This window comes from Kitasatospora sp. CB02891 (assembly GCF_002803145.1).
In the GTDB taxonomy this organism is placed as follows: Bacteria; Actinomycetota; Actinomycetes; order Streptomycetales; family Streptomycetaceae; genus Kitasatospora; species Kitasatospora griseola.
Genome location: NZ_NNBO01000001.1, coordinates 919,650 through 941,077 on the forward strand (window position 1 = coordinate 919,650; position 21,428 = coordinate 941,077).

Here is a 21,428-nt window from a genome sequence, read left to right on the forward strand (position 1 = left end):
CCCGGCAGGATCCTCCGGGGTTCAGCCCGTCAGCGCGGCCCGGACGGCCTCGCGCAGCCGTCCGTCGTGCCGGTCGAGCAGCCCGGCGGCGGTGGCGGCGTCCACGTCGGCGAGCAGCAGCAGGATGGCGTCCTTCACCTTTCCGCCGGTGGCGTCGAGCGCGGTGGCGACGTCGGCGGGTTCGGCGTCGGTGGCGAGGGCGACGATGCGGCGGCTGCGGTCGCGGAGTTTCTCGTTGGTCGCGCGGAGGTCGACCATCAGGTTTCCGTAGGTCTTGCCGAGTCGGATCATGGTGATCGTCGAGATCATGTTGAGCACCAGCTTCTGGGCGGTGCCGGCCTTCAACCGGGTGGAGCCGGTGAGCAGTTCGGGGCCGGTGACGATCTCGATGCCGTGCTCGGCGGCGGCGGCGAGCGCGGAGCCGCGGTTGCCGCACAGCCCGACGGTGAGGGCGCCCAGGGCGCGGGCGTGCTCGACGGCGGCGACAGCGTAGGGGGTGCGGCCGGACGCGGAGATGCCGACCACGGTGTCGTCGGCGGTGAGGTGGAGGGCGTCGAGGTCGGCGCCGGCGGCGGAGCGGTCGTCCTCGGCGTTCTCGACGGCGGCGGTGAAGGCAGCGGGGCCGCCGGCGATCAGTGCGACGACCTGGCCGGGCGCGGTGTTGAAGGTGGGCGGGCACTCGGCGGCGTCGAGGACGCCGAGTCGGCCGGCGGTTCCGGCGCCGGCGTGGATCAACCGGCCGCCGCGGCCCATCCGTTCGGCGATCGCGTCGACGGCGGCGGCGATCGCGGGCAGTTCGGCGGCGACGGCGTCCGGGACGGTGCGGTCCTCGGCGTTCATCAGCCGGGCGATCTCCAGGGTCGGCAGCAGGTCGATGCCCGCGTGCTCGGGCCGCCGGGTCTCGGTGGCCAGTCCGGCGAGCGCGGCCAGGTCCGCGGCCGGCTCGGCGGCACCGGGCCGGTTCGGGGCCTCGGCGGACGAGAGGGGCAGGTCACTGGGGTGCGGGGTGCCGTTCACAGCGCCCGAGCCTAACCGTGCGCCCGCTGCCGAACAATCGCTCTCCGTCCCCCGGTTGCCGCATCCCGTCGAAGCTTTGCCGGTCCGTCCGGTGGCACGGCGCGCCGGGTCTGGCACACTCCCGGCATGGACATTCGGGGGGATGGATCCACTGGCGCCTCGGCGCCCGTCGCACTGTCGCGGCTCGCATGGCAGCCGGTGCTGGCCGTCGCAGCGGGTGTCGCGGCGCTCCAGGCGGTGCTGCTCGGGCGGTACGGCTTCCACCGTGACGAGCTCTACTTCCTGGCCGCCGGGCACCACTTGGCCTGGGGCTATGTCGATCAGCCGCCGCTGACGCCGCTGTTGGCCCGGTGGTCGACGGCGCTGTTCGGCGAGAGCCCGGCGGGGCTGCGGGTGGTCGCGGTGCTGCTGGGCGCCGCGACGATCGTCCTGACCGCCCTGGCCGCCCGGGAGTTGGGGGCGCGGCGGGGCGGTCAGGTGTTGGCGGCGGCGGGTGCGGCGGTGTCGGCGATGGTGCTGGCGCTGGGTCACATGCTTTCCACGGCGAGCTTCGACCTGTTCGCGTGGACGGGTATCGGGGTGCTGGTGCTGCGGCTGCTGCGCACCGGTGACCGCCGCTGGTGGGTGGCGATCGGCGCGGCGGTGGGTGTCGCACTGCTGAACAAGGATCTGGTGCTGCTGCTGGCGGCGGCGCTGCTGCCGGCCGTCCGGTTCACGGGCAACCGGCAGGTGCTGCGCGGGCGTTGGCTGCCGGTGGGTGCGCTGCTGGCGGTGCTGGTGGCCGCGCCGAACCTGTACTGGCAGGCCCGGCACGGTTGGCCGCAGCTGACGGTGGCGTCGGGCATCAGCGGCCAGGACGGCCTGGCCGACCGGCTGACCTTCGTGCCGATGCAACTGCTGTACCTGTCACCGGTCCTGGTGCCGGTGTGGCTCGGCGGCCTGCGCCGGCTGCGGCAGGAGCCGGAGCTGCGCTGGGCGCGGCCGTTGGCGTACGGCTACCTGGGGCTGTGCGCGCTGGTGCTGCTGCTCGGCGGCAAGCCGTACTACGCGTTGCCGCCGCTGCTGCTGGTCATGGCGGCCGGGTGCCAGCCGGTGGTGGACCGGATGTGGCCGGCGGCCCGCAGCCGGGCGCGGCTGGTCGGGGTGCTGGCACTGGCGGTGGCACTGAACGCGGTGATCACGCTGCCGGTGCTGCCCGCGCGTCAACTCCCGCTCGTGGCCTGGGTGTACCAGGAGTCGGCGGAGCAGGTCGGCTGGCCGGAACTGGCTGCGGCGGCGGGTGCCGGTTGGGCGCTGGTCCCGGCCGAGCAGCGCGGCCGCGCCGTGGTGTTCGCCGCCGACTACGGCGAGGCGGGCGCGCTGGCCCGGTTCGGCGGCGACTACGGCCTGCCCGCGCCGTATTCGGGCCACATGTCGTTCGCCGACTGGGGCCCGCCGCCGGACTCCTCGACCGGACCGGTGCTGCTGATCCACCCCGCACCGTACCCGCAGGTCGAGCGGGCCTTCACCGGCTGCCGCGAGGTCGCCCGGGTCGACAACGGCCGCGGCCTGGCCAACGAGGAGCAGCACGCCCCGGTCCTGCTGTGCGACGGGCCGGTCCGGCCGTGGTCGCAACTCTGGCCGCAGCTACGGCACTTCTACTGACCTATGTGGGCGGGGCGGTCCGCAGCACGCTGTCGGTGACGCCGCCCGGGCATTCGCGGCGGCGCCCCCAGCCGGCCAGTTCGGCGCCCGCGCGGTAGGCCGAGTTCAGGAAGTCGAGCGCGGTCGCCCACGGGTCGTCGGCGGTCCGGACGTCCGCGTACTTCAGGAGAGCGAGGTGGCTGCCCCGGTTCACGGTCCAGGAGGCGGCGGCCGGGTGCAGGGGGCGGGTGGCGAGGTCGGTGGGTTCGGGTGCGGTGTAGCAGTAGAAGGCTGGCTCGGGGACGTTGTCGTCGCCGAACCAGAAGCCGGAGCTGATGACTTCGCGGGAGTAGGCCTCCCGGGTGACGGGGTCGGCGGCGGGCTGGTCGATCTCGCGGTCGGAGAAGCGGGTGACGGCGAGGTCGAAGGTGTGCCAGAAGTGGTGCACGGGGCTGGTCTTGCCGGAGTAGCCGCTGGCGTACTCCTCCAGCAGCAGGGCGACCTGGCTGAGGATGTGCCAGTAGGTGGTGACGGCGGCCGGGTCGTAGCTGCGGTGTTCGTCGTCGTCGGCGAACGGGCGGTGGCTGTCGGGCAGGTCGTACGGGTAGGGGTGTTCGGGGACGATGTCGATGTCGAGGTGGATGAGGGCCCGCAGGGTGTCGCGGTAGAAGTCGCCGACGGAGCGGCCGATCAGCGGGAAGGAGTCCTCGCGGCCGCCGAGGGTGCGGAGGTACAGGCGGTGGTCGGTGAAGTCGAAGTCGATGGTGAAGGCGTCGCCGCCGCGGGTGGGGCCGGTGGGCCGGGTGGTGATGCCGCGTCCGGTCAGGTGGTAGGGGACGTTCCACCAGTGGTTGCGGCGGGGGCTGCCGGCCAGCCGGATCTTGCCGATGACCTGGGCGAATCGGTGCAGGGTCTCCTTGGTGTCCCGCCAGGACTCCAGGGGCAGGGGCGGGAAGAGTTCCATGGTGCGCTCCGGCTGGGGGTGGGTCGCGACGGGTGTTGCGTCCCATCCTCGCGGGGCGGGCCGCGCCGTCCGGGTGCGACGCGCCCGGGCGGCGGGGAGACTGCTCCACCCGGGTGCCGCGGTCAGTCCCGTCCGCTGCCGCTGCCGCCGGTCAGCTCGTAGCGGTGCGGCGCCATCGCGGTGTCGTGCCCGGGCAATGCGGCCATCACCGCGGCGTGCACCTGCCCGGGGGTGAGCGCCCGACCTCCGGTGTCGACCGTCGCGGTCAACTCACCTCCCTGCCAGTGCACTTCGACGTCCTTTGCGTCGAGCGCGGCGCGCAGCAGGTCGGCGACGGCGTCCAGGTCGATCCAGTTGGCGCCGATCTGCTGCCAGCGGCCCTTGTCGCGGCGGCCGACGGGGAGGCCGGTGAGGGCGGCGAGTTCGCCGTCGGGGCCGAGGCGGACGGTGCGCCGGCCGGCCAGGTCGAGCAGGCGGAGCAGGGCGTGCGCGAAGAGTTCGGTCTCGTCGCGGTCGAGGACGTCGGGGTGGGTGTGCAGGGTGAATTCGAGGCAGCCGGCGGTGCGCCAGATGTTGAGCATCAGCCGGGTGGGGGTGGGTTCGGCGGGGTACCAGGCGAGGTCGGGGTCGGTGGGCGGGTCGGGCCTGGTGGCGGCGACGCTGTCGGGGACGGTGGCGCTGAGGTCGTTGACGACGACGTGGCGGGCGAACCGGGCGCCGCGGCGGTGGGCGACGTCCTCGATCAGCTGCCAGATGCGTTCGGCGTCGAAGGTGGCGTGCCAGTAGCCGGACAGTGCCTGGGCCTGGGTGCGACCGATCAGGGTGTCGAGGTCGGGGCAGTCGGTGTCGACGGCGAGCAGGGCGTCCTGGGCGAGGGTGCCGATGTGCTCGGCGAGGCCGGGGCGGTGGCGGTTCGCGGACAGCGCGGCCATCACCACTGTGCCGCGGGCGGCGCGGTGCGCGGCCAGGGCTGCGTAACACGCCAGCAGGACGGCCGAGTTGGAGGCTCCGGTGCGCCGGGCGGCGCGGACCAGGGCGGCGGCCCCCGCGGTGGAGCGGACGCCGAGCGTGGGCAGCTGGGTGTCGTTGGGGCCGATCCGGTCGTCGGCGAACACGGCGGACGGCTGGTCGGCGAGGATGTGTTCCCAGTGCCGGAGCGCGGCGCGGGTGCGGCGCTGCCCGGAGCTGGACCGCTCCTGCTCGGCGACCTCGATCGGGGTGGGCGCGGCCGGCGGGGGCAGGGTGCCGCCGGCCGCCAGGGTCAGCCACTCCTGGTACAGCAACCCGGTGGCGACGCCGTCGAGTTGGGCGTGGCAGATGACCACGGCGAGCAGCACGGGGAGGTCGTGGCGGGTGAGCAGGGCGAACCGCAGCGGAAAGTCCTCGCCCAGGTCGAAGGCCTGGCGGCGGCCGTCCCAGCAGTAGCGTTCGGCGCACTCGGCCGGGTTCTCGTCCGCTCCGAGTGCGATCACCCGGACGATGAACTCGCCTGCCGATCTGACGCGTTGGCGCTCGGGCTGGCGATCGGCGGGGCCGGGGAAGACGGTGCGCAGCGCGGCGTGGCGTTCGGCGAGGGTGCGCAGCGCGGAGAGGCAGCCCGCCAGGTCGGCGGTGGCGGGGACGGTCCAGGTGGCCTGCTTGTTCATGTGCGAGGGTTCGTCGTGGCGCAGGCAGCGGATCATGTTGTCCTGGCCGAGCGTGAGCGGGCCCTCGGCCTCGGCGGTTTCGACTCCGAACTGCACCACGACGTCTTGCTGTTGGGACACGTGCGTCAGTCTCCGTTCAGGGCGGTTCTGATGGCCTCGGGCCAGTCGACGGGGCGGGAGCCGTGGGTGTGCAGCAGGGCCAGGGCGATCCGGTCGAGGCCGAAGGCGGTGCAGGCGGTGTGGCCGGGCGCGCCGTCGGCGGTGAAGGCGAAGGCCTCGCCGAAGTGGTCCTTGTGGATGTTGGCGGAGGCGATCGCCTGCACCAGTCCGTCGGCCACCGGGACCCGCAGTTCGAACTTCAACTCCTGGGCGCGCTGCGCCGCTTGGTAGAGGCGTCGGCCGCCGCCGAAGAACGGGTCGTCGGCCAGGTCGATCGACGGCTTGAGGCCGAGCGTCTCCAGCCAGTCGGCGACCCGCTGCAGCCAGTGTTCGCGCCAGTCGAGGCAGTGGGCGGGAGTGCCGGCGGTGACGAGTTCGGCCATTCGGAAGGTGCGCAGCCGGCCGGGTTCGGCGGTGGCTTCCTGCCGGAAGCACTGCGCTTCGACGCTGAACCGGGCGGGGTGGTGGAGGTCCTGGCCGGTGAGGGTGGCGTACACGGGGTAGCAGGCGGCGGGCAGCAGGACCAGGTCGGACACCGTCTGCCGGTCGTGCCAGGGCCCGGATTCGGCGATCAGCGGGGCGAGTCGACGCCAGTCGGCGGCGCTGCCGGTGTAGCTGTGCACGGTGCCGAGCAGCTGCGGGAAGGAGGCGACGTACCCGGCCCGTTCGATGGTGGCGCGGGAGATCACGGGTGGCACGACCAGCCGTTCGAACGGTTCGTCGGCGGCGAGCCGGGCGATCGCCTCGCGCAGCGCGCCGAGCAGCTTCTCGTAGGCGGCGGACTGGAGTTGGACGCCGGCGGCGGCGGTGGGCAGCGGGGTGGCGTCGTCGGGGTGGCGGGTCATGGTCTGCCTTCGAGGTCGGGCCGACGGGTGGCGGGGGTGCGATGGGCGCCGGAGCCGTCGACGCGCTGGAGGTGGTGGGGGTCGAGGCCGTCGACGCGCTGGAGGTGGTGGGGGTCGAGTCCGTCGACGCGGCGGATGCCGAACTCCTGGGCGAGGTCGGCCGGGTAGGAGAGCAGCCGCGGCCGGACCAGTCGGCTGCCGGTGCGGGCGGCGGCGGCCCGGTGGCCGGGCGGTGCGGGCAGGTCATGGACGGTGCAGGGCCCGAGCGGCCCGTCGATCCGGTACGGGCCAGGGCCGCCGACCGGCCCGGCGTGGGTGCGCAGCCCGTCGGCGAGGCGTCCGCCGTGGGCCTTGGTGTACGCCTCCTTGCGGGTCCATCTGCGGGTGAACTCCGCGGCCCCGCCGCCGGTTTCGGACGCCGGGTAGTAGCGCCGGGCAAGTCGGGCGGCCGCATGGCCGCTGGGGACGGGTTCCAGGTCCACGCCGATCTCGCCGTCCCCGTCGGCACGTTGCTGGACGGCGAACAGCGCCCACCGGCCTGCCGTGCTCAGGTTGACGCTCAACTTGCCTTCCAGGTCCACGGGTTCGGGGCGTCCGTGCGGGCCGCGCCGCCATCGGACGCGCTCCGGCGGGACGCCCGCGGCAGCGGCGGTCAGCAGGCGGGCGGCGGCGTGCGCGGCGAGGAAGCGGCGCCGACCCGGCCCGTCGGGGGTGCGGGCAGCCCGGGCGCGCTCGTCCGGGTCGATCAACTCCCCGAGGGCGGCGGCCTGTTCTTCGGTGATGTCGGTGGCGATCAGCCAGATCTCGGTCATCCGGCGGGGTCCTCGGGCGCCCAGCACGCCAGGTCGAGCCTGCCGGTCTCCGGCTCCCGGTCGGCGAGCGCGAGCGGACGTCCGGCGAGCCGGGGATCGGCGAGAGCATCGGCGAGGGCGGTCCAGCCGCCGGTGTACGGGTTGCCCGGTCGGGCCCGCCGGGTCTCCGCACCGCCGGGCGCGGGGACGTCGGCCAACCCGGGGCCGAGCACCAGCAGCGACTGAGCGGGCAGATCTGCTTCGAACTCCGCTACCAATTCCGCCACTTGACCCGTAGTCACATCGGCTCGACTGTCGAGCAGTTGGAGCGCCCGGCCTCCCCCGCCGGACTCCCAGAGCAGTGCGGAGGCGGAGTGCCGGTCGGGCAACCGGGCCGGGCGGTGCGGCCGATGGTGCAGGTCGGCCTGTTCGACGGCGATCAGCAGGGCCCGCCGCGCGCCGCCGGTGCGGGCGTAGGCGTCGGCGATGCCGAGCGCACTGAAGGTGCCGCCGGCTCCCTCGTCGCAGATGGCGAAGGACAGCGGCTCCCCCGGGCACACGCCGGCGAGCTGGATCGCCACCGACTGCCCGGGGCGGACGTCGGGCGTGGCGTACACCAGCGCCAGCAGGTCGACCGGGCGGGCCGGGTCCACCAGCTGGCGCACGGCGAGTTCGGCGAGCGCGGCGTAGGACTGGCCGCGGGCTCCGGCCAGCGCGTCCTCGTCCGGAGCCACCCCGTAGGGGCGGGAGAGGTCGGCGGTGAAGGTGCGCAGGTCGGGGTCGGCGGCGAGCGGGGAGTCGCCGGTCAGGTCGAAGGCCCGGGCGGCGGTCAGGCGCAGCGGGGAGGCGGTGCGCGGCAGGGTGGTGGCGGGCAGCGGTCCGCGGACGCGCACGCTCAGTCCTCGGCGATGACGTGTCCGGCGACGAAGCCGGCCAGGGTGCCGACCGACCGGAGGTCGTCCTGGTCGATGCCTTCGACGTCGATCTGCACGTCGAGGTGGTCCTCGAGCTCCAGGATGAGTTCCAGGGTGGCGGCCGAGGTGAGGCCGACCTCGTCGAACAGGCAGGCGTTCTCGGTGACTTCGGGCAGGTCGCGCTTGAGGACGCGGGGCAGCAGCAGCAGGATCCCGTCGAGTGCGCGGCTGCGCAGCTCGGGGTCGACGGCGTCGTCGGCCGGATCCTGCACGAGGACGGAGGAGTCGGTGGCGGAGTCGGTCATGGCGATTCCCTGTCGGCGGGGCCCGGGGGTGCGGGCCGGGTGCGGCGCTCACGCGGCGGCCGGTGGCGCGGCTCCTTCGCCCGGGCGTGCCGGACCAGGGGGCGGTGACGCCCCCCGGTTCGGAGCGGGCCTCAGTGCTGGAGCACCATGGCGGCGAAGGTCGCGCCGAGTCCGGACGCGGCGACCAGGTAGCGGTCGCCGCGGCGGAGCAGGCCGCGGCCGGTGGCGGTGTGGTGGTTGAGCAGGATGTCGGCGGCGAAGCTGTGCCCCACTGCCGGGACGTTGTCCAGCACCACCCGGTCGGGCGGGTACCCGATCCGGCGGCAGATCCGTTGCCAGGAGATCCGGTTGACGTTGTGCGGGAGCAGCAGCCGAATCGACTCCCAGCTTTCGCCGGCTTCGTTCAGCGCGGCTTCCATCACCGCGATCACCAGGTCCGGGTAGCTGCGCTGGTAGCGCGCCATCAGCTCCGGATCGTCGGCGAGTCGCCCGTCGAACTCGCCGCGCTGGTCGACCGCGTAGGACAGCACGCGGTCGCGTTCGCCTTCGGCCCTTACCAGAGCGGCCGCCGCCCCTTCGCCGAAGAGGGCGGTGTCCGGGACGATGCGGGCGTCCCGGGTGAAGGTCTTCTCGCCCGCCAGGATCAACGCCAGCGCCTCGGGGTCGGGGTCTGCCGCCAGCAGCCGACCGGCCACGTCGAGCGCCAACAGCGAGCCGGCGCACGCGTGGTGGGTGATGGTGAAGGCACGGGCGTGCGTCAGCCCCAGACGGCCGAGCGCGTCGTGCAGCGGGTTGTGCGGGTAGGGGGCCGCGATCGGCAGGCTGCGCGCGTGCAGCACGTACTTCACGCGGTGTTCGTTGCCGGACAGCTGGGCCAGGGCCTTCGCTGCGGCCGTGAGCAGATCGGTCAGGTCTCCGTCGCGGTCCACCCTGACCTGGTCGAGGCCGTGGAACCGGCGGAAGAGCCCGATCTGACGATCCGTCAGTCCGAGGCGTTCCCCGACCAGTTCGATCGGTTCGGCGACGGGCGGAAGGTGGACGGCGACTGCTTCCAGAGCGGTCACGCGGGCTAGTATTCCCACGCCTCACCGGCCCGCACAAGGGATCTCCGGCGTTTCCTTCCCGACTCCCCCTTGTGGTCTGTACCACTTCTCCGTCGTTGGCACACGACGCACGCAAGTCTCTTCGCCCGGCCCGGCGATTACGGCCGCACGTCGCGCAGTCGAATGCGCCGCCCACCCCCTCCCGAGAGGATTCCCCCATGCCCGCACCTACCTCCCCCGGGGGCGCGTTGCGCCTGCTGATCGTGGCGCCGCCGCTCGCCGGGCACCTGCTGCCGGCCCGGGCGCTGGCCCTGGCCTGGGCCGCGCGCGGGCACCGGGTCGCCTGGGTGGGGCCGGAGTCCGCGCTGCGGCCGGTGCTCGGGCCGGACGCCGTGGTGCATCCCACCGGTGCCCGGCTGTTCCGGGAGCAGGCGGTGGGCGGGGCGGCGGCGGTGCGTTCGCTCTGGGACGGCTTCGTGGTGCCGCACACCAGGTTCACGCTGGGCGCGGTGCGGCGGGCGGTCGAGCAGTGGCGGCCGGACGTGGTGCTGGTCGACCAGCACAGTCCGGCGGGCGCGCTGGCCTCGCACGGCGCGGGCGTGCGGTGGGCGTCCTTCGCGCCGTCCTCGCTGGAGATCGGCGATCCGCCGTTCGGCGACTGCGAGTTGGCGTCCTGGCGGGACGAGGTGCTGCACGGCCTGTGGGAGCGGGCCGGCCTGCCCGCCGCCGAGTTCACCGACCCGCGCTTCTCCCCCGGCCTGGTGATCGCCCCGACCTGCCGGGAGCTGGCGGGGCTCGACCGGGTGCCCGCCGAGTACGCCCTGGTGGGGCCGCTGCTCGCGGACCGGCCCGAACCGCCGTTCCCCTGGGACCGGTTGGCGCCGGGACGCCGCCGGGTGCTGGTCACCATGGGCACGCTGTCGGCCGAGGTGGCCGGCGATTTCCTGCACCGGGCGGCCGCCGCGCTCACCGAACTCCCGGACGTGCAGGCCGTGGTGGCGGGCCCGCCGGACGCCGCTCTGCCGCCGGGCGCGGTGGCCTGCGACCGCGTTCCGGTGCTGGAACTGCTTGAGCGCGGGGCGGTGGACGCCGTACTGTGCCACGGCGGGATGAACACCGCGGTCGAATCCCTCGTCCACGGGCGGCCGTTGGTGGTCGCCCCGATCCGCCACGACCAGCCGGTGACGGCCGGTCGGCTGGCCGCGCTCGGCGCGGCCGTCCGGGTCGACTTCGCCACCGCCACCTCCGGGGAGCTGCGCGCGGCGCTGCGCTCCGTTCTCGACGACCCCTCGTTCCGCGCCGCCGCCCAGCTGCTCGGACGTCAACTCCTGGCGGGCGGCGGCACGGTGTCGGCCGTCGAGCGGCTGGAGCGGTTCGCCCGCGCACCGCGCTGAACATCGGATCCGCCCACCTGGTCCAGACCATTGTCGGCGGGCGGGGCCGGGCCCTAGGGTCTGCTCCGGCGTCCGCCGTCCCTCCCCGGGAGCACCTCCCCACCCCATTCGAACCACCCCATTCGAACCCACCGACCAGCACAGGAGTCCGGGTTGATCGTGACCAAGGGGCTGCGCAAGTCCTTCCGGCCCCGCCGCGGCGCCGCCACCGTCGACGCGGTGCGCGGCATCGACCTCGACGTCGCGGAGGGCCGGATCTACGGTCTCCTCGGCCCGAACGGCGCCGGCAAGACCACCACGCTGCGCATGCTCGCCACCCTGCTGCCGCCCGACGGCGGCACGGCCACCGTGGCCGGCGCCGACCTGCGCACCGACCCCGGCGAGGTCCGCCGCCGGATCGGCTACGTCGCCCAGGGCGGCGGCACCACCGACCACGCCACCGCCCGCGAGGAACTCGTCCTGCAGGCCCGGATGCACGGCATCCGCAAGGCCGAGGCACTGCGACGCGCCGAACAGGGCCTGGCCGCCTTCGACCTCACCGAGTTCGGCGACCGCCCGTGCCGGACCTACTCCGGCGGCCAGCGCCGCCGCCTCGACCTCGCACTGGGTGTGGTCCACCGCCCCAAGGTGCTGTTCCTGGACGAGCCCACCGTCGGACTCGACCCACGCAGCCGCGCCCAGGTCTGGACGGAAGTCCGCCGCCTGCGCGATCAGGGCATGACGGTGCTGATCACCACCCACTACCTGGACGAGGCCGACGCCCTGTGCGACCGGATCGGCATCGTCGACCACGGCGGCATCGTCACCGAGGGCACCCCCGAGCAGCTCAAGCAGGAGATCTCCGGCGACGCCGTCACCATCGGCCTCCCCGATGCCGGGGCCACCGCCCGGGCCGCGCACGTCCTCGCCGAACTCCCCTGCGTCCGACGCCTGGAGTCGCTGCCCGAGGAGGACGGGCTGCGCCTGCACGTGGACTCCGCGGACACCGCGATCCCGCAGCTGCTGCGCGCGCTGGCCGCCGCCGGCCTGGAACCGGACCACGTCCAGCTGCAACGCCCCAGCCTGGACGACGTGTTCCTCGCCCTCACCGGCCGCTCGCCGGTCCACAGCTGACACCGCGCCGGCCCCACGCCGCCGCCCCGACGCCCCCGAGGTCCCCGTGAAGCTCGCCCGCGACACCTGGCTGGTCTACCAGCGCCAACTGCTCCTGATGGCCCGCTCACCCGCGTGGCTGGCCGTCGGACTGCTCCAACCCCTGTGCTACCTCCTGCTGTTCGCCCCGCTGCTGACCTCGGCCCTGGCCGCCTCCGGCGCGCACAGCACCGCCGACGCCTACCGGATCTACGTGCCCGGCCTGCTGTCGGCGCTGGCCGTGATGGGCGGCCTGTTCACCGGCTTCACCCTGCTCGGCGAACTGCACGCCGGCATCATCGAACGCTCCCGGGTCACGCCCGTCAGCCGGGTCGCCCTGCTGCTCGGCCGCGCCCTGCGGGAGACCACCGCGCTGCTCGTCCAGTCCCTGCTGATCGCCGTCCTGGCCATCCCGTTCGGGCTGACCGTCGGCTTCACCGATCTGCTGCTCGCCATGGCGCTGCTCGCCCTGATGGCCCTGATGGCCTCCTCGGTCTCCTACGGCCTCGCCCTGCTGGTGCCCACCGACGCCGCCCTCGGCCCCGTCGTCAACACCATCGCCCAACCACTGGCCCTGCTCTCCGGCACCCTGCTGCCGATCGCCCTCGCCCCGGCCTGGCTGCGCACCGCCGCCTCCTGGAACCCCTGCTACTGGGGCGTCGAGGGCATGCGCGCCCTGTTCGCCGGCCACCTGGACGCGCCCGAGGTCTGGCGCGGACTGCTGCTGACCGGCCTGATGACGGTGCTCGCGGTGGCCTGGGCGGCCCGCCTGTTCGCCCGCCGGATCCGCTGACACCTCCTGGAAAGCAGCACTGATCGGGGCCCGGCGAGGTGTGCCGGGCCCCGATCAGTGCTGCCGCGTCAGGTCTGCTGCACCGTCCGCTCCGTCACGAACCGGGCCAGCCGCCGCACGCCCTCCACGACCTGGTCCGGCGTCAGGTAGGAGCAGGACAGCCGCAGCTGGTGCTCGCCGCCTCCGCCGGGGTGGAAGCCGTCCATCGGGGTCCACAGCACGCCGTACTCGCGGGCGCAGGCGTCCAGGGCCCGGGCGTCGGCCCGGAACGGGACGGTGACGACCGCGAAGAAGCCGCCCTCCGGGGTGTTCCAGGAGATGCCGGGGAGCGGACGGAAAGCGGTTTCCAGTTCGGTCAGCAGGACATCCATGTTGTGCGCGTAGAACTGCCGGGCGGGCTCGTTCGCCTCCCGCAGGCGCAGCCCGCCGGCCAGCAGCATGCCGCCGATCACGGCCTGGCTGAGCGCCGAGGTGTTGACGGTGGTCATGCTCTTGAGCTTGGCGAGTTCGTCGGCGAGCAGGCCGAGCCGCCCGTCCGGTGCGGCCACCTGCTGGTCGGCGAGCACGTAGCCGACCCGGGCGCCGGGGAAGCAGGTCTTGGCGAACGATCCGAGGTAGACCACGTTGCGCCGGTCGCCGTCCAGCGCCTTGAGCGTCGGCCGGACGGGCCCGTTGCGGCCGAAGAAGCCGTACGGGTTGTCCTCGATCAACAGGACGCCGGTGGACTCGGCGACGTCCAGCAGCCGTCGGCGGGCGCTCTCGTCCAGGCTGGCGCCGCTCGGGTTGGCGAAGTCGGGGACGACGTAGCAGGCCCGGGGGCGCTTCCCGGCGGCCCTCAGCTCGTGGACGGCCGCGGCCAGGGCCTCCGGGTCGAGGCCGCCGTCCGGGCCGGCCTCCGGCACCGGGCGGACCGTCAGGTCGAGCAGCCGGGCGGCGCCGGTCACGCCGACGTAGCACGGCGAGGAGACCAGCAGCACGTCGTCCGGGCCCGCACACAGGGCCCGCAGCACCAGCAGCATGCCCTCCTGTGCGCCGACGGTGACCACCAGCGCCTCGGGGTCGGCCGTGATGCCCTCGTCGGCCTCCAGCGCCCGGGCGATCAGCGGCCCGATCAGGCCCTTGGTCCGCCCGTACTGGAACACCTCCTGCCGGAGCTGGTTCTCCGTCAGCCCGCGCTCCTCGCGCAGGTGTCGCAGGTACCTGTCCAGGTGGCCGACGATGTCTGCAGGGTCGAAGAACTCCTCGTGCGGGCGGCCCGGCGCGAACGAGATCGCCTCGGGGTAGCGCCCCGTGACCTCGTTGAGGAACGTCATCGCGTCCAGCAGCGGGTCCGACAGCGAGCCGTGCAGCTCGCCCAGCCGCAGCACCCCGCTCACCGGCCGACCTCCGCCGGAGCCGTGTGCAGCATGGGTGCCGCGGGTGCCGCGTAAGCCGCCCTCAGCTGGTCCGCGGCGAACAGTTGGGCCGCCCGGCCGTCGTCCAGCACGCCAGGCATGGCGAAGAACCCGTGCGGCATGCCCGGGTAGCGGCGCAGCGTGACGGGGACGCCGGCGGCCTGCAGCGCGGCGGCGTACTGCTCGCCCTCCTCGCGCAGCGGGTCGTACTCGGCGGTGATCACGGTGGCGGGCGGCAGGCCCCGGTGGTCGGGGGCGCGCAGCGGGCTGGCGAGGGGGTGGGCGGCGTCGGCCGGGTCGGCGAGGTAGTGCGACCAGTACCAGGCCACCGAGTGGCGGTTGAACAGCGCCGGGTCCTCACCGAGTGGCGGATCCTCACCATGCGCCGGATCCTCGCCGCGTGTCAGATCCTCACCGTGTGTCGGCCGCCCTCCGTGCACCGAACCCCCTCCGTCAACGGCCGTTGACGAATCGCCTGCTGCGGGAACCCGGTGATCGGTGTTCGGGTAGACCAGCAGCTGGTGCACGATCGCGGGTCCGCCGCGTTCGCGGGCGAGCAGGGTGACGGCGGCTGCGAGGTTGCCGCCGGCGCTGTCGCCGCCGACGGCGATCCGGGCCGGGTCGAGGCCGAGCCGTCGCGCGTTCCGGGCGATCCAGTCGAGTGCCGCGTAGCAGTCGTGGACGGCGGCCGGGAAGCGGTGTTCGGGGGCGTGCCGGTAGCCGACGGCGAGGACGTCGGCGCGGGTGCCGTTGGCGAGCGCGCGGCAGATCGGGTCGCCGGTGTCCAGCGAGCCGAGCGCCCAGCCGCCGCCGTACAGGTACAGCAGCGCGGGGCCGGGGCGGTCGGTCTCGGCCGGTGGGTGGTAGTGCCGCAGGGTGAGCGGGCCGCCGGGGCCGTCGATGGTGAACTCGTCGACGGCGGCGACGGGTTCACCGGTGCCTGAGGCGACGCGCAGGTCGGCGAGGTCGGCGGCGCGGGCCCGGTCCAGGGTGAGGGTGTACAGCGGCGGGGTGCCGGCCGCGGCGCGACGGGCGCGCCACGCTCGGGCCTGCGGGTGGAGTGGCATCAGTACGGTCCTCCGGGGGCGACGGCCTCCAGGTAGATCGACTCGTCCTTCCGGAAGGCGGTGTCGAGGTCGGCCACGTCGGGACGTACGCCGATCTGGAACTCCCGTCGTTCGATGGCGAATTCGTGGTACCCGGCGCGGTCGAGGACGTGCCGCAGCTCGGCCTCGTCGTAGATCCACCGGTGTCCGAAATGGTAGAAGATCTGGTTCAGCATGAACGCGCGGCGCTCCGGCATCGGCGGGCCGACCCGCATGGTGCGCAGACGGCGGCGGTGACGGCGGAAGAACTGCTCGCTCCCGTCGAGGTATCCGTCGATGTAGCGCGCCAGGTCTGGGGTGGTGAGGCGGAGCACGCCGCCGGGGCGCAGGATGCGGCGGACTTCGGCGAGCCAGTGCACGGCGGTGCCGAGCGGGACGTGTTCGATCAGGTGCTCGGCGTACACCCAGTCCACGCTGTGGTCGGCGAACGGGAGCGGCCGGCCGATGTCGAGCTGGGTGAACAGGTCGGCGCCGTCGATCCGGTAGACCGGCCCGGGGCGAGTGGCTTCGTGGTCGGTGTGCAGGCCGACCAGATCGGTGCCGAGGCCGTGCGGGTGCCGGGTGCGGAACGCGGCGAACTCGATGCCGGTGACGCCGAGCTCCTGGAAGTCTCCGTGCGTGTGCGGCACTTCGGGACGGACGGTGTCGATCGAGGCGCACCGGGCGAGGTTCTCGGTGAACGCGTCGGTGCGGGCTTCGAGCCCTGCGGGGTCCTCCCAGTCCCAGTCCTCGAACAGCTCGCCGACAGCTGTGCCCCCGACGGCTGCGGCTGCGGCGGGCCCGGGTCTGGCGGGCTCGGCTGCGACGGGCTCAGGTCTGGCGGGCTCGGGTTCTGCGATGGTCGCCACGGGGTCCTTTCCTGCTGGCGTACGGGGGTGCGAGGGGGCCCGACAGCACCTGCTTGTCGGTGTCTTGTCATGAGCCCCTATATATAAGGAGAACGAGGCGCGTTCAGAGCGGCGCGGCGGCGGCCGGCGGCCAGGGCGCGAGCGCGTCGCGGTCGAGGGCGGCGAGCGTGGGTCGACCGGCCAGCACCATGGTGTCGAGCAGCTCCTCGCGGAGCAGGTCGAGCACCGCCCGGGCGCCGTCCGCGCCGCCGTGGGCCAGGCCCCACAGCACGGGGCGGCCGATCAGTGCGGCGCGGGCGCCGAGCGCGAGGGCCGTCGCCAGGTCGGAGCCGTGCCGCAGGCCGCCGTCCACCAGCACGGGGTACTCGGCGGGGACGGCGTCCAAGATCTCCGGCAGGACGGCCAACGCGGGCGGGACGCCGTCGAGTTGGCGGCCGCCGTGGTTGGAGACGATCAGCGCGTCCACGCCGTGCTCGACGGCGAGCCTGGCGTCCTCGGCGGTGAGGACGCCCTTGAGCACCAGCGGCAGGCGAGTGCGTTCCCGCAGCCAGGCCAGGTCGGCCCAGCTGACGGTGGGGTCGAACTGCTGCCGGGAGTGTTCCTCGATGCCGGAGCGACCGGCGGCCGAGTGCCCGGCGCTCCTGGTCAACCGGGGGTCCAGATTGGCGGCGGTCAGGTCGGCCGGCAGCGCGAAGGCGTTGCGCAGGTCACGCAGCCGGCGGCCGACCTTGGGCGCGTCCACGGTGAGCACCAGGGCCCGGTAGTCGGCCTGTTCGGCGCGCCGCACCAGCGCGGTGAGCGCTTCGCGGTCGCGCAGCCAGTACAGCTGGAGCCAGCGCGGCGCGCCGGGTGCGGCGGCGGCGATCTGCTCCAGCGTGCGGCTGGCGAAGATGCTGACGATCAGCAGCGCGCCGGCCTCGGCGGCGGCCCGGGCGGTGGCGCACTCCCCGTCGGGGTGGGCGAGTTGGTGGTAGGCCATCGGCGCGACCCCGAACGGGGCGGTCAGCCGGGCGCCGAGCAGCTCGGTGCCGCAGTCGGGCGCCGAGACGTCCACCAGGACGCGCGGGCGCAGCACGTGGTGGCGCCAGGCGTCGAGGTTGGCCCGGCGAGTCCACTCGGTTCCGGCGCCGCCTTCTAAGAAGTCCCAGATCGCCGCAGGCAGCAGGCCCTTCGCCAGCGCGCCGTGCTCCGCCAGAGTGAGCGGAACCATCGTCTCCGAACCTCCTGATGATCCGTCAACCGGTGCGAAAACGAGGGACAGCGTAGGGGTCCGGTCGCCACTGGTATAGACCTTGACCCTTGATGCGCTCCCGTGCAAAGGTCGGCACCGACGGGGGATCCACACTGAAGCATCACAACTTCCGACCCATGCTTCCCATTCGAGCGCGTGGAGTTGCGTTGACGTTGATCCCAACCCCGGTGCGCGGCCGCACGGTTGCCGCGGACTGGGTGGACGAGCAGTTACTCGCCGGACCGGACGGCGAACCGTGCCTGCGCTTCGGCGCTCCGGTGAGCAGGGGGACGCTGCGGGCCCTGGTGGCCGAGCGGCAGCGGCAGTTGGCCGCGGCCGGTCTCGGCGAGCAGGGCACGGTGGCGCTGCGCATGCCGCCTTCGGCGGAGTTCGTCGCGGTGCTGTTGGCCGCGTGGCGGGCCGGAGCTCGGGCCGTGTTGCTCGACCACCGTCTCACCGCCGCCGAGGTGGACCGTGCCGTGAACCGGCTGCGCCCCCGGGTGCTGGTCGAACTCGCCGACGGGCGTCCGCAGTTCAGGTCTCTCCCGGCTGCCCCGCTGGACCCGGACGCGGTCGCCGAACCAGCCACGTCCCACCATCACGCGCTGATCCAGCTCAGTTCGGGCTCGACCGGCCCGTCGAAGGTGATCGGGCGGACGGCGGGCGACCTGCTGCGCGAACTCGACTGCTACGCCCGGCTGCCGGAGTTCCCGGCCCGGGGCGAGCGCACCGTGCTGCTGTCCTCGACGGTGCACGTGCTCGGCCTGGTCGGCGGGCTGCTGCACGCCCTGCATGCGGGCGTCGAACTCGTGGTGCCGCAGCGGATGACCCCCGCGGGCATCCTCACTGCGGTCGCCGACGGCGCCGCCCCGACCACCGTGATCGGCGTGCCGTTCCACGCGGAGCTGCTGTCCGCGGTGGCCGCGCCGCCCCGACTCCCGCAGCTGCGCCGGATGGTCGTGGCCGGCGAGCTGATCCGTCCCGGGCTTCCCGCCGCGTTCCGCGAACGCTACGGTGTGCCGCTGGGCACCATGTACGGGATGACCGAGACCGGGGTCATCGCCACCGATCTGACGGGCCGCCACCATCCGGCCCTGCAACCCGTACACGGTATGGAACTGTCGCTGAGCGCGGGCGAGTTGAACATCACCCGCGCGCACTCCCCGTACCTGGGCCCGACCGACCCGACCCGCTGGTCGGACGGCCTGCTGCACACCAGGGACGCCGCACTGCTCGACGCCGGCACCGGACGGGTGACGGTACTGGGGCGGCGCGACTCACAGATTTCCATCGGCGGCCTCAAGGTCGACCTGAACGAGGTCGAGCAGACCCTGACCGGGCTTCCCGGCGTGGTCGAGGCCGTCGTGGTGTTCGCCGACGGCGCGATCGAGGCGTACGCCGCGACCGCCGACGGCGCCTCCCGCGCACCGTCCGAACGGGACGGCGCGACCGGGCAGTTGCGCGAACTGCTCGGCAGGGAACTGGCGGGCTACAAGCTGCCCCGCCGCCTGCACCTGATGCCGCAGCTCCCCCGGACCGCCACCGGGAAGCTGCTGCGGGACGTCGCCGCCCTGCGCCGACAGGTCGACGCCGCCCGCTGATCCGCCTCACCTTTTCCCCTCCCCCTTCCGCCGCAGTGCGCCCGGCCGGGTGGACGGCTCCAGACACCGTCCGCCCGTCCGTCGGTGCGCCCTGCCCTGAACCTCTGGACACGGAAACCCCCGGACACCGCGACCCCCGCACGAAGGTCTCGTGCGCCGGAGCCCCGTTGCCCCGTCCGTCCGTCCACCCGTCCGTCCGTCCAGAGACACCCCATGCCCCGAACCCCGGCACCCCGACGCGTTGGAGAGAGCAAGTCCATGCAGGAACAGATCCGCTCGTTCGTCCTGGCCACCCTGGCGGCGATGAACTACGACGTCTCGCAGGTCACTTCGGAGACCGACCTCGGCCCGGCCGGTCTCGACCTGGAGTCGCTCGCCCTGGCCGACCTGGCCGTGCAGGTCGAGGAGGAGTACGGCATCCGCTTCGAGCTGGACGACATGGAGTCCACCGCGCTGATGACCATCGACGAGTTCAGCGCCGAGGTCGCCGACCGGATCGCCAAGTCCTCGGTGGGCACCGCCTGATGGGTACCACCGACTCCGTGGCGCGATTCGGCCGGGCCGAGGCGGTCGCGATGCTCGCCCGCTACGGCGACCGCTCCCCCGACCAGGTCGACGAACACCTGGGCTCGCTCGAACTGACCTGGCTGATCGCCGAGGCCGAACAGACCTACGGCGTCCAACTCGACCTCGACGACGACCGGTTGGACGCGATCCGGACGGTGGACGACGCGGTCGCCGCACTCGGCGCCCAGCTCGCCGAGCAGCTCGGCGCCCCACTCGCCGCACCGCCTGCCCCCGCACCGCCCGCCGACGCCGCCGCGTCCAACGCCACCGCCGACGCCGTCGCGTCCAACGCCGCACCGCCCACCCCCGCACCGGTCGGCGCCCGCCCGGAAGCGGGAGTCGCCGCGCCATGACCGCGACCGCTCTCCGGAACGGTCCGCCGCGGCGCACCGTCCTGGTCGGCGGCATCGGTGTCCGCTCGGCCTTCGGCCCGGGCCTCGCGGCGCTGCGGGACGGCGCGACGGCCGGCCGGCCCGCGTTCGTCCCGGTGGACCGCTTCGACACCGCCGGCCACCGCACCGACCGGGCCGCCGTCACACCCGGGTCGCCGCGTCTGGCCGACCAGTTGGTGGACGTGCTCGCCGAGGCGGGCGCGCTGTCCGGTTCTCCCGACGACGCCCCCGAGGACCTGCTGCTCGCCCTGCACGGCGATCGGCGGGCCGGACCGGTCGCCGCGGAGGTCGCCGAACGCACCGGGCTGCGGCCCCGGGTGTACACCGGCGCGTGCGTGGCGGCCGCCACGGCCGTCGCCGACGCCGCCGCGCTGATCGCCTCCGGCCGCCGCGAACGCGTGCTGGTCGCCGCCGGCTACCTGGTCGAGCCGGACACCTTCGCGGTGTTCGACGCGGGCCGGGCGCTGGCCGGGGACGGCGCCGTCCGCCCGTTCAGCCTGGGCCGGCAGGGCATGCTGCTCGGCGACGCCGTGGTGGCGGTGGTCCTGGAGTCGGTGCCGTCGCTGCGCCGACGCGGCGGGCTGAACCCGCTGGCCAGGATCGCCGGTTGGGCCCGCACCGGCGACGCCCACCACGTCTGCCGGCCGCACCCGGACGGCACCGGCCTGGCCCGGGCGGTGCACCACGCCCTCGCCCGGGCGGGCGCCGGGCCCGAGGCGATCGGCTACGTCAACGCCAACGGCGCGGGCTCGAAGCTCGGCGACCTCGCCGAGGCCGCCGCCCTGCGGACCGTGTTCCCGTCCGGCACGCCGCCGGTCAGCTCCACCAAGTCCGTGCACGGCCACGCCCTGGAGGCCTCCGCACTGCTCGAACTCGCCGTCACCGTAGGCGTGTTGCAGTCCGGGACGCTTCCCGTCAACGCCGGGTGGCAACACCCGGACCCGGGCTGTCCGCTCGACCTGGTCCTCGACCGTCCCCGCCCGGCCGTCCCCGGTCTGGCCCTCACCCTGAACTCCGCGTTCGGCGGCGCGAACACCGCACTCCTGGTGGCCGCCGCATGACCGCCACTACCGCCGAGGGCACGCCGCTGCCCGCCCCGGTGGAGCCTGCCGTCGCCGCGCCGCTCGGCCCCCGGGAGCTGACCGGCCCGCTGCGGGTGCTGGCGTCCGCCGCCTGGCCCGAGCGTCCGGACGACCGGCTCCCGGCCATCGCCGGGTTCGTGGAGTCCGCCTTCAATCCGCTGGTGGCCGAGACCGCCGACCGCTGTCTGCGCCGCCACTACGGGCCGCCGCCGGCGCTCGACCCGCCGCGCACCGCTCTGCTGCTGGCCAGCCCGACCGGCGACACCGGCACGGCGGACGCCCTCGCCGGGGCCACTGCCACCGGCCGGCGCGTCCCGCCGCTGCTGTTCTTCCAGTCCAACCCGAACGCCGTCCTCGGCCACCTCGCCGCCCGCTGGCAGCTCGACGGCCCGGTCGTGGCGCTCGGCCCCGGCTTCGACAGCGACACCGAACTCCACGACCGGGCCCGCCTGTTGATCGAGGACGGCGACGCCGATCAGGTGCTGCTGATCACCGCCGTCCAGGGCCCGCCCGACCACGCCACCGCCGTCCTGCTCGCCCCCTGACGCACCCCGGGGTTCGAGCCCGCCGACGTCCCGCACC

21 protein-coding genes are annotated in these 21,428 nt (G+C 74.2%); 9 read left to right on the plus strand and 12 right to left on the minus strand.

Translation table 11 applies throughout. The annotated features are described in order from the left end of the window. Positions 1-21 precede the first annotated feature (21 nt). Complete coding sequence (murQ, locus tag CG736_RS04350) at positions 22-930, minus strand: N-acetylmuramic acid 6-phosphate etherase (protein WP_100585038.1); 909 nt, start codon at positions 928-930, stop codon at positions 22-24. Between the two features lie 213 nt (positions 931-1,143). On the opposite strand from murQ, the gene CG736_RS04355 reads away from it, so the two are divergent. Beyond that, positions 1,144-2,661, plus strand: a complete 1,518-nt coding sequence (locus CG736_RS04355; RefSeq protein WP_100584761.1) for a glycosyltransferase family 39 protein — start codon at positions 1,144-1,146, stop codon at positions 2,659-2,661. 1 nt (position 2,662) lies between these two features. Here CG736_RS04355 and CG736_RS04360 read toward each other — a convergent pair whose 3' ends face one another. The 7 genes from CG736_RS04360 to CG736_RS04390 form a co-directional block, all read right to left on the minus strand. Then, positions 2,663-3,604 (minus strand): DUF5996 family protein, encoded by a 942-nt coding sequence (locus CG736_RS04360; protein ID WP_100584762.1) that lies wholly within the window; start codon positions 3,602-3,604, stop codon positions 2,663-2,665. Positions 3,605-3,726: 122 nt separating this feature from the next. Beyond that, positions 3,727-5,370, minus strand: coding sequence for a condensation domain-containing protein (locus CG736_RS04365; RefSeq protein ID WP_232733772.1), 1,644 nt, complete (start codon positions 5,368-5,370; stop codon positions 3,727-3,729). A 5-nt stretch (positions 5,371-5,375) separates the two neighbouring features. Beyond that, complete coding sequence (locus CG736_RS04370; RefSeq protein WP_100584763.1) at positions 5,376-6,254, minus strand: hypothetical protein; 879 nt, start codon at positions 6,252-6,254, stop codon at positions 5,376-5,378. Further along, the gene (locus CG736_RS04375) at positions 6,251-7,066 is read right to left on the minus strand and encodes a 4'-phosphopantetheinyl transferase superfamily protein (RefSeq protein ID WP_100584764.1); all 816 of its coding nucleotides are present in this window, start codon (positions 7,064-7,066) and stop codon (positions 6,251-6,253) included. Before CG736_RS04375 ends, CG736_RS04370 begins: the two co-directional genes overlap by 4 nt. Next, positions 7,063-7,938: a 2-hydroxy-acid oxidase gene (locus CG736_RS04380; protein WP_100584765.1), complete on the minus strand. Its 876-nt coding sequence runs from the start codon at positions 7,936-7,938 to the stop codon at positions 7,063-7,065. The genes CG736_RS04375 and CG736_RS04380 overlap by 4 nt, the downstream gene beginning before the upstream one ends. Positions 7,939-7,940: 2 nt before the next feature. Next, entirely contained in the window at positions 7,941-8,264 is a 324-nt protein-coding gene (locus CG736_RS04385; RefSeq protein ID WP_100584766.1) for an acyl carrier protein, read from the minus strand. Between the two features lie 131 nt (positions 8,265-8,395). Beyond that, the gene (locus CG736_RS04390; RefSeq protein ID WP_100584767.1) at positions 8,396-9,328 is read right to left on the minus strand and encodes a 3-oxoacyl-[acyl-carrier-protein] synthase III C-terminal domain-containing protein; all 933 of its coding nucleotides are present in this window, start codon (positions 9,326-9,328) and stop codon (positions 8,396-8,398) included. A 197-nt stretch (positions 9,329-9,525) separates the two neighbouring features. Here CG736_RS04390 and CG736_RS04395 point away from each other — a divergent pair, with 197 nt between their 5' ends. The 3 genes from CG736_RS04395 (at position 9,526) to CG736_RS04405 (ending at position 12,625) form a co-directional block, all read left to right on the plus strand. Further along, positions 9,526-10,701 (plus strand): glycosyltransferase, encoded by a 1,176-nt coding sequence (locus tag CG736_RS04395; protein ID WP_100584768.1) that lies wholly within the window; start codon positions 9,526-9,528, stop codon positions 10,699-10,701. 159 nt (positions 10,702-10,860) lie between these two features. Further along, entirely contained in the window at positions 10,861-11,814 is a 954-nt protein-coding gene (locus tag CG736_RS04400) for an ATP-binding cassette domain-containing protein (protein WP_198520372.1), read from the plus strand. A 46-nt stretch (positions 11,815-11,860) separates the two neighbouring features. Next, complete coding sequence (locus tag CG736_RS04405) at positions 11,861-12,625, plus strand: ABC transporter permease (protein ID WP_043911405.1); 765 nt, start codon at positions 11,861-11,863, stop codon at positions 12,623-12,625. Positions 12,626-12,693: 68 nt separating this feature from the next. Here the strand turns inward: CG736_RS04405 and CG736_RS04410 are convergent, their stop codons facing one another. The 4 genes from CG736_RS04410 to CG736_RS04425 form a co-directional block, all read right to left on the minus strand. Beyond that, positions 12,694-14,001, minus strand: coding sequence for a PLP-dependent aminotransferase family protein (locus tag CG736_RS04410; RefSeq protein ID WP_232733773.1), 1,308 nt, complete (start codon positions 13,999-14,001; stop codon positions 12,694-12,696). Then, positions 13,998-15,086 (minus strand): alpha/beta hydrolase, encoded by a 1,089-nt coding sequence (locus CG736_RS04415; RefSeq protein WP_198520343.1) that lies wholly within the window; start codon positions 15,084-15,086, stop codon positions 13,998-14,000. The genes CG736_RS04410 and CG736_RS04415 overlap by 4 nt, the downstream gene beginning before the upstream one ends. Next, positions 15,086-15,973, minus strand: a complete 888-nt coding sequence (locus CG736_RS04420; RefSeq protein WP_100584770.1) for a methyltransferase domain-containing protein — start codon at positions 15,971-15,973, stop codon at positions 15,086-15,088. The genes CG736_RS04415 and CG736_RS04420 overlap by 1 nt, the downstream gene beginning before the upstream one ends. Before the next feature lie 103 nt (positions 15,974-16,076). Then, positions 16,077-17,183, minus strand: coding sequence for an alpha-hydroxy acid oxidase (locus CG736_RS04425; RefSeq protein ID WP_100584771.1), 1,107 nt, complete (start codon positions 17,181-17,183; stop codon positions 16,077-16,079). A gap of 188 nt (positions 17,184-17,371) precedes the next feature. Between CG736_RS04425 and CG736_RS04430 the strand changes: the two genes are divergently transcribed. From CG736_RS04430 to CG736_RS04450, 5 genes are all read left to right on the plus strand, one after another. Next, positions 17,372-18,805: a class I adenylate-forming enzyme family protein gene (locus CG736_RS04430; RefSeq protein ID WP_100584772.1), complete on the plus strand. Its 1,434-nt coding sequence runs from the start codon at positions 17,372-17,374 to the stop codon at positions 18,803-18,805. A gap of 258 nt (positions 18,806-19,063) precedes the next feature. Next, complete coding sequence (locus CG736_RS04435; RefSeq protein WP_100584773.1) at positions 19,064-19,330, plus strand: acyl carrier protein; 267 nt, start codon at positions 19,064-19,066, stop codon at positions 19,328-19,330. Further along, positions 19,330-19,725, plus strand: a complete 396-nt coding sequence (locus CG736_RS36815) for a hypothetical protein (RefSeq protein ID WP_232733774.1) — start codon at positions 19,330-19,332, stop codon at positions 19,723-19,725. The genes CG736_RS04435 and CG736_RS36815 overlap by 1 nt, the downstream gene beginning before the upstream one ends. Continuing rightward, positions 19,722-20,825, plus strand: coding sequence for a beta-ketoacyl synthase N-terminal-like domain-containing protein (locus CG736_RS04445; protein ID WP_100584774.1), 1,104 nt, complete (start codon positions 19,722-19,724; stop codon positions 20,823-20,825). The genes CG736_RS36815 and CG736_RS04445 overlap by 4 nt, the downstream gene beginning before the upstream one ends. Then, entirely contained in the window at positions 20,822-21,391 is a 570-nt protein-coding gene (locus tag CG736_RS04450; RefSeq protein ID WP_100584775.1) for a hypothetical protein, read from the plus strand. The genes CG736_RS04445 and CG736_RS04450 overlap by 4 nt, the downstream gene beginning before the upstream one ends. Positions 21,392-21,428: the final 37 nt, after the last annotated feature.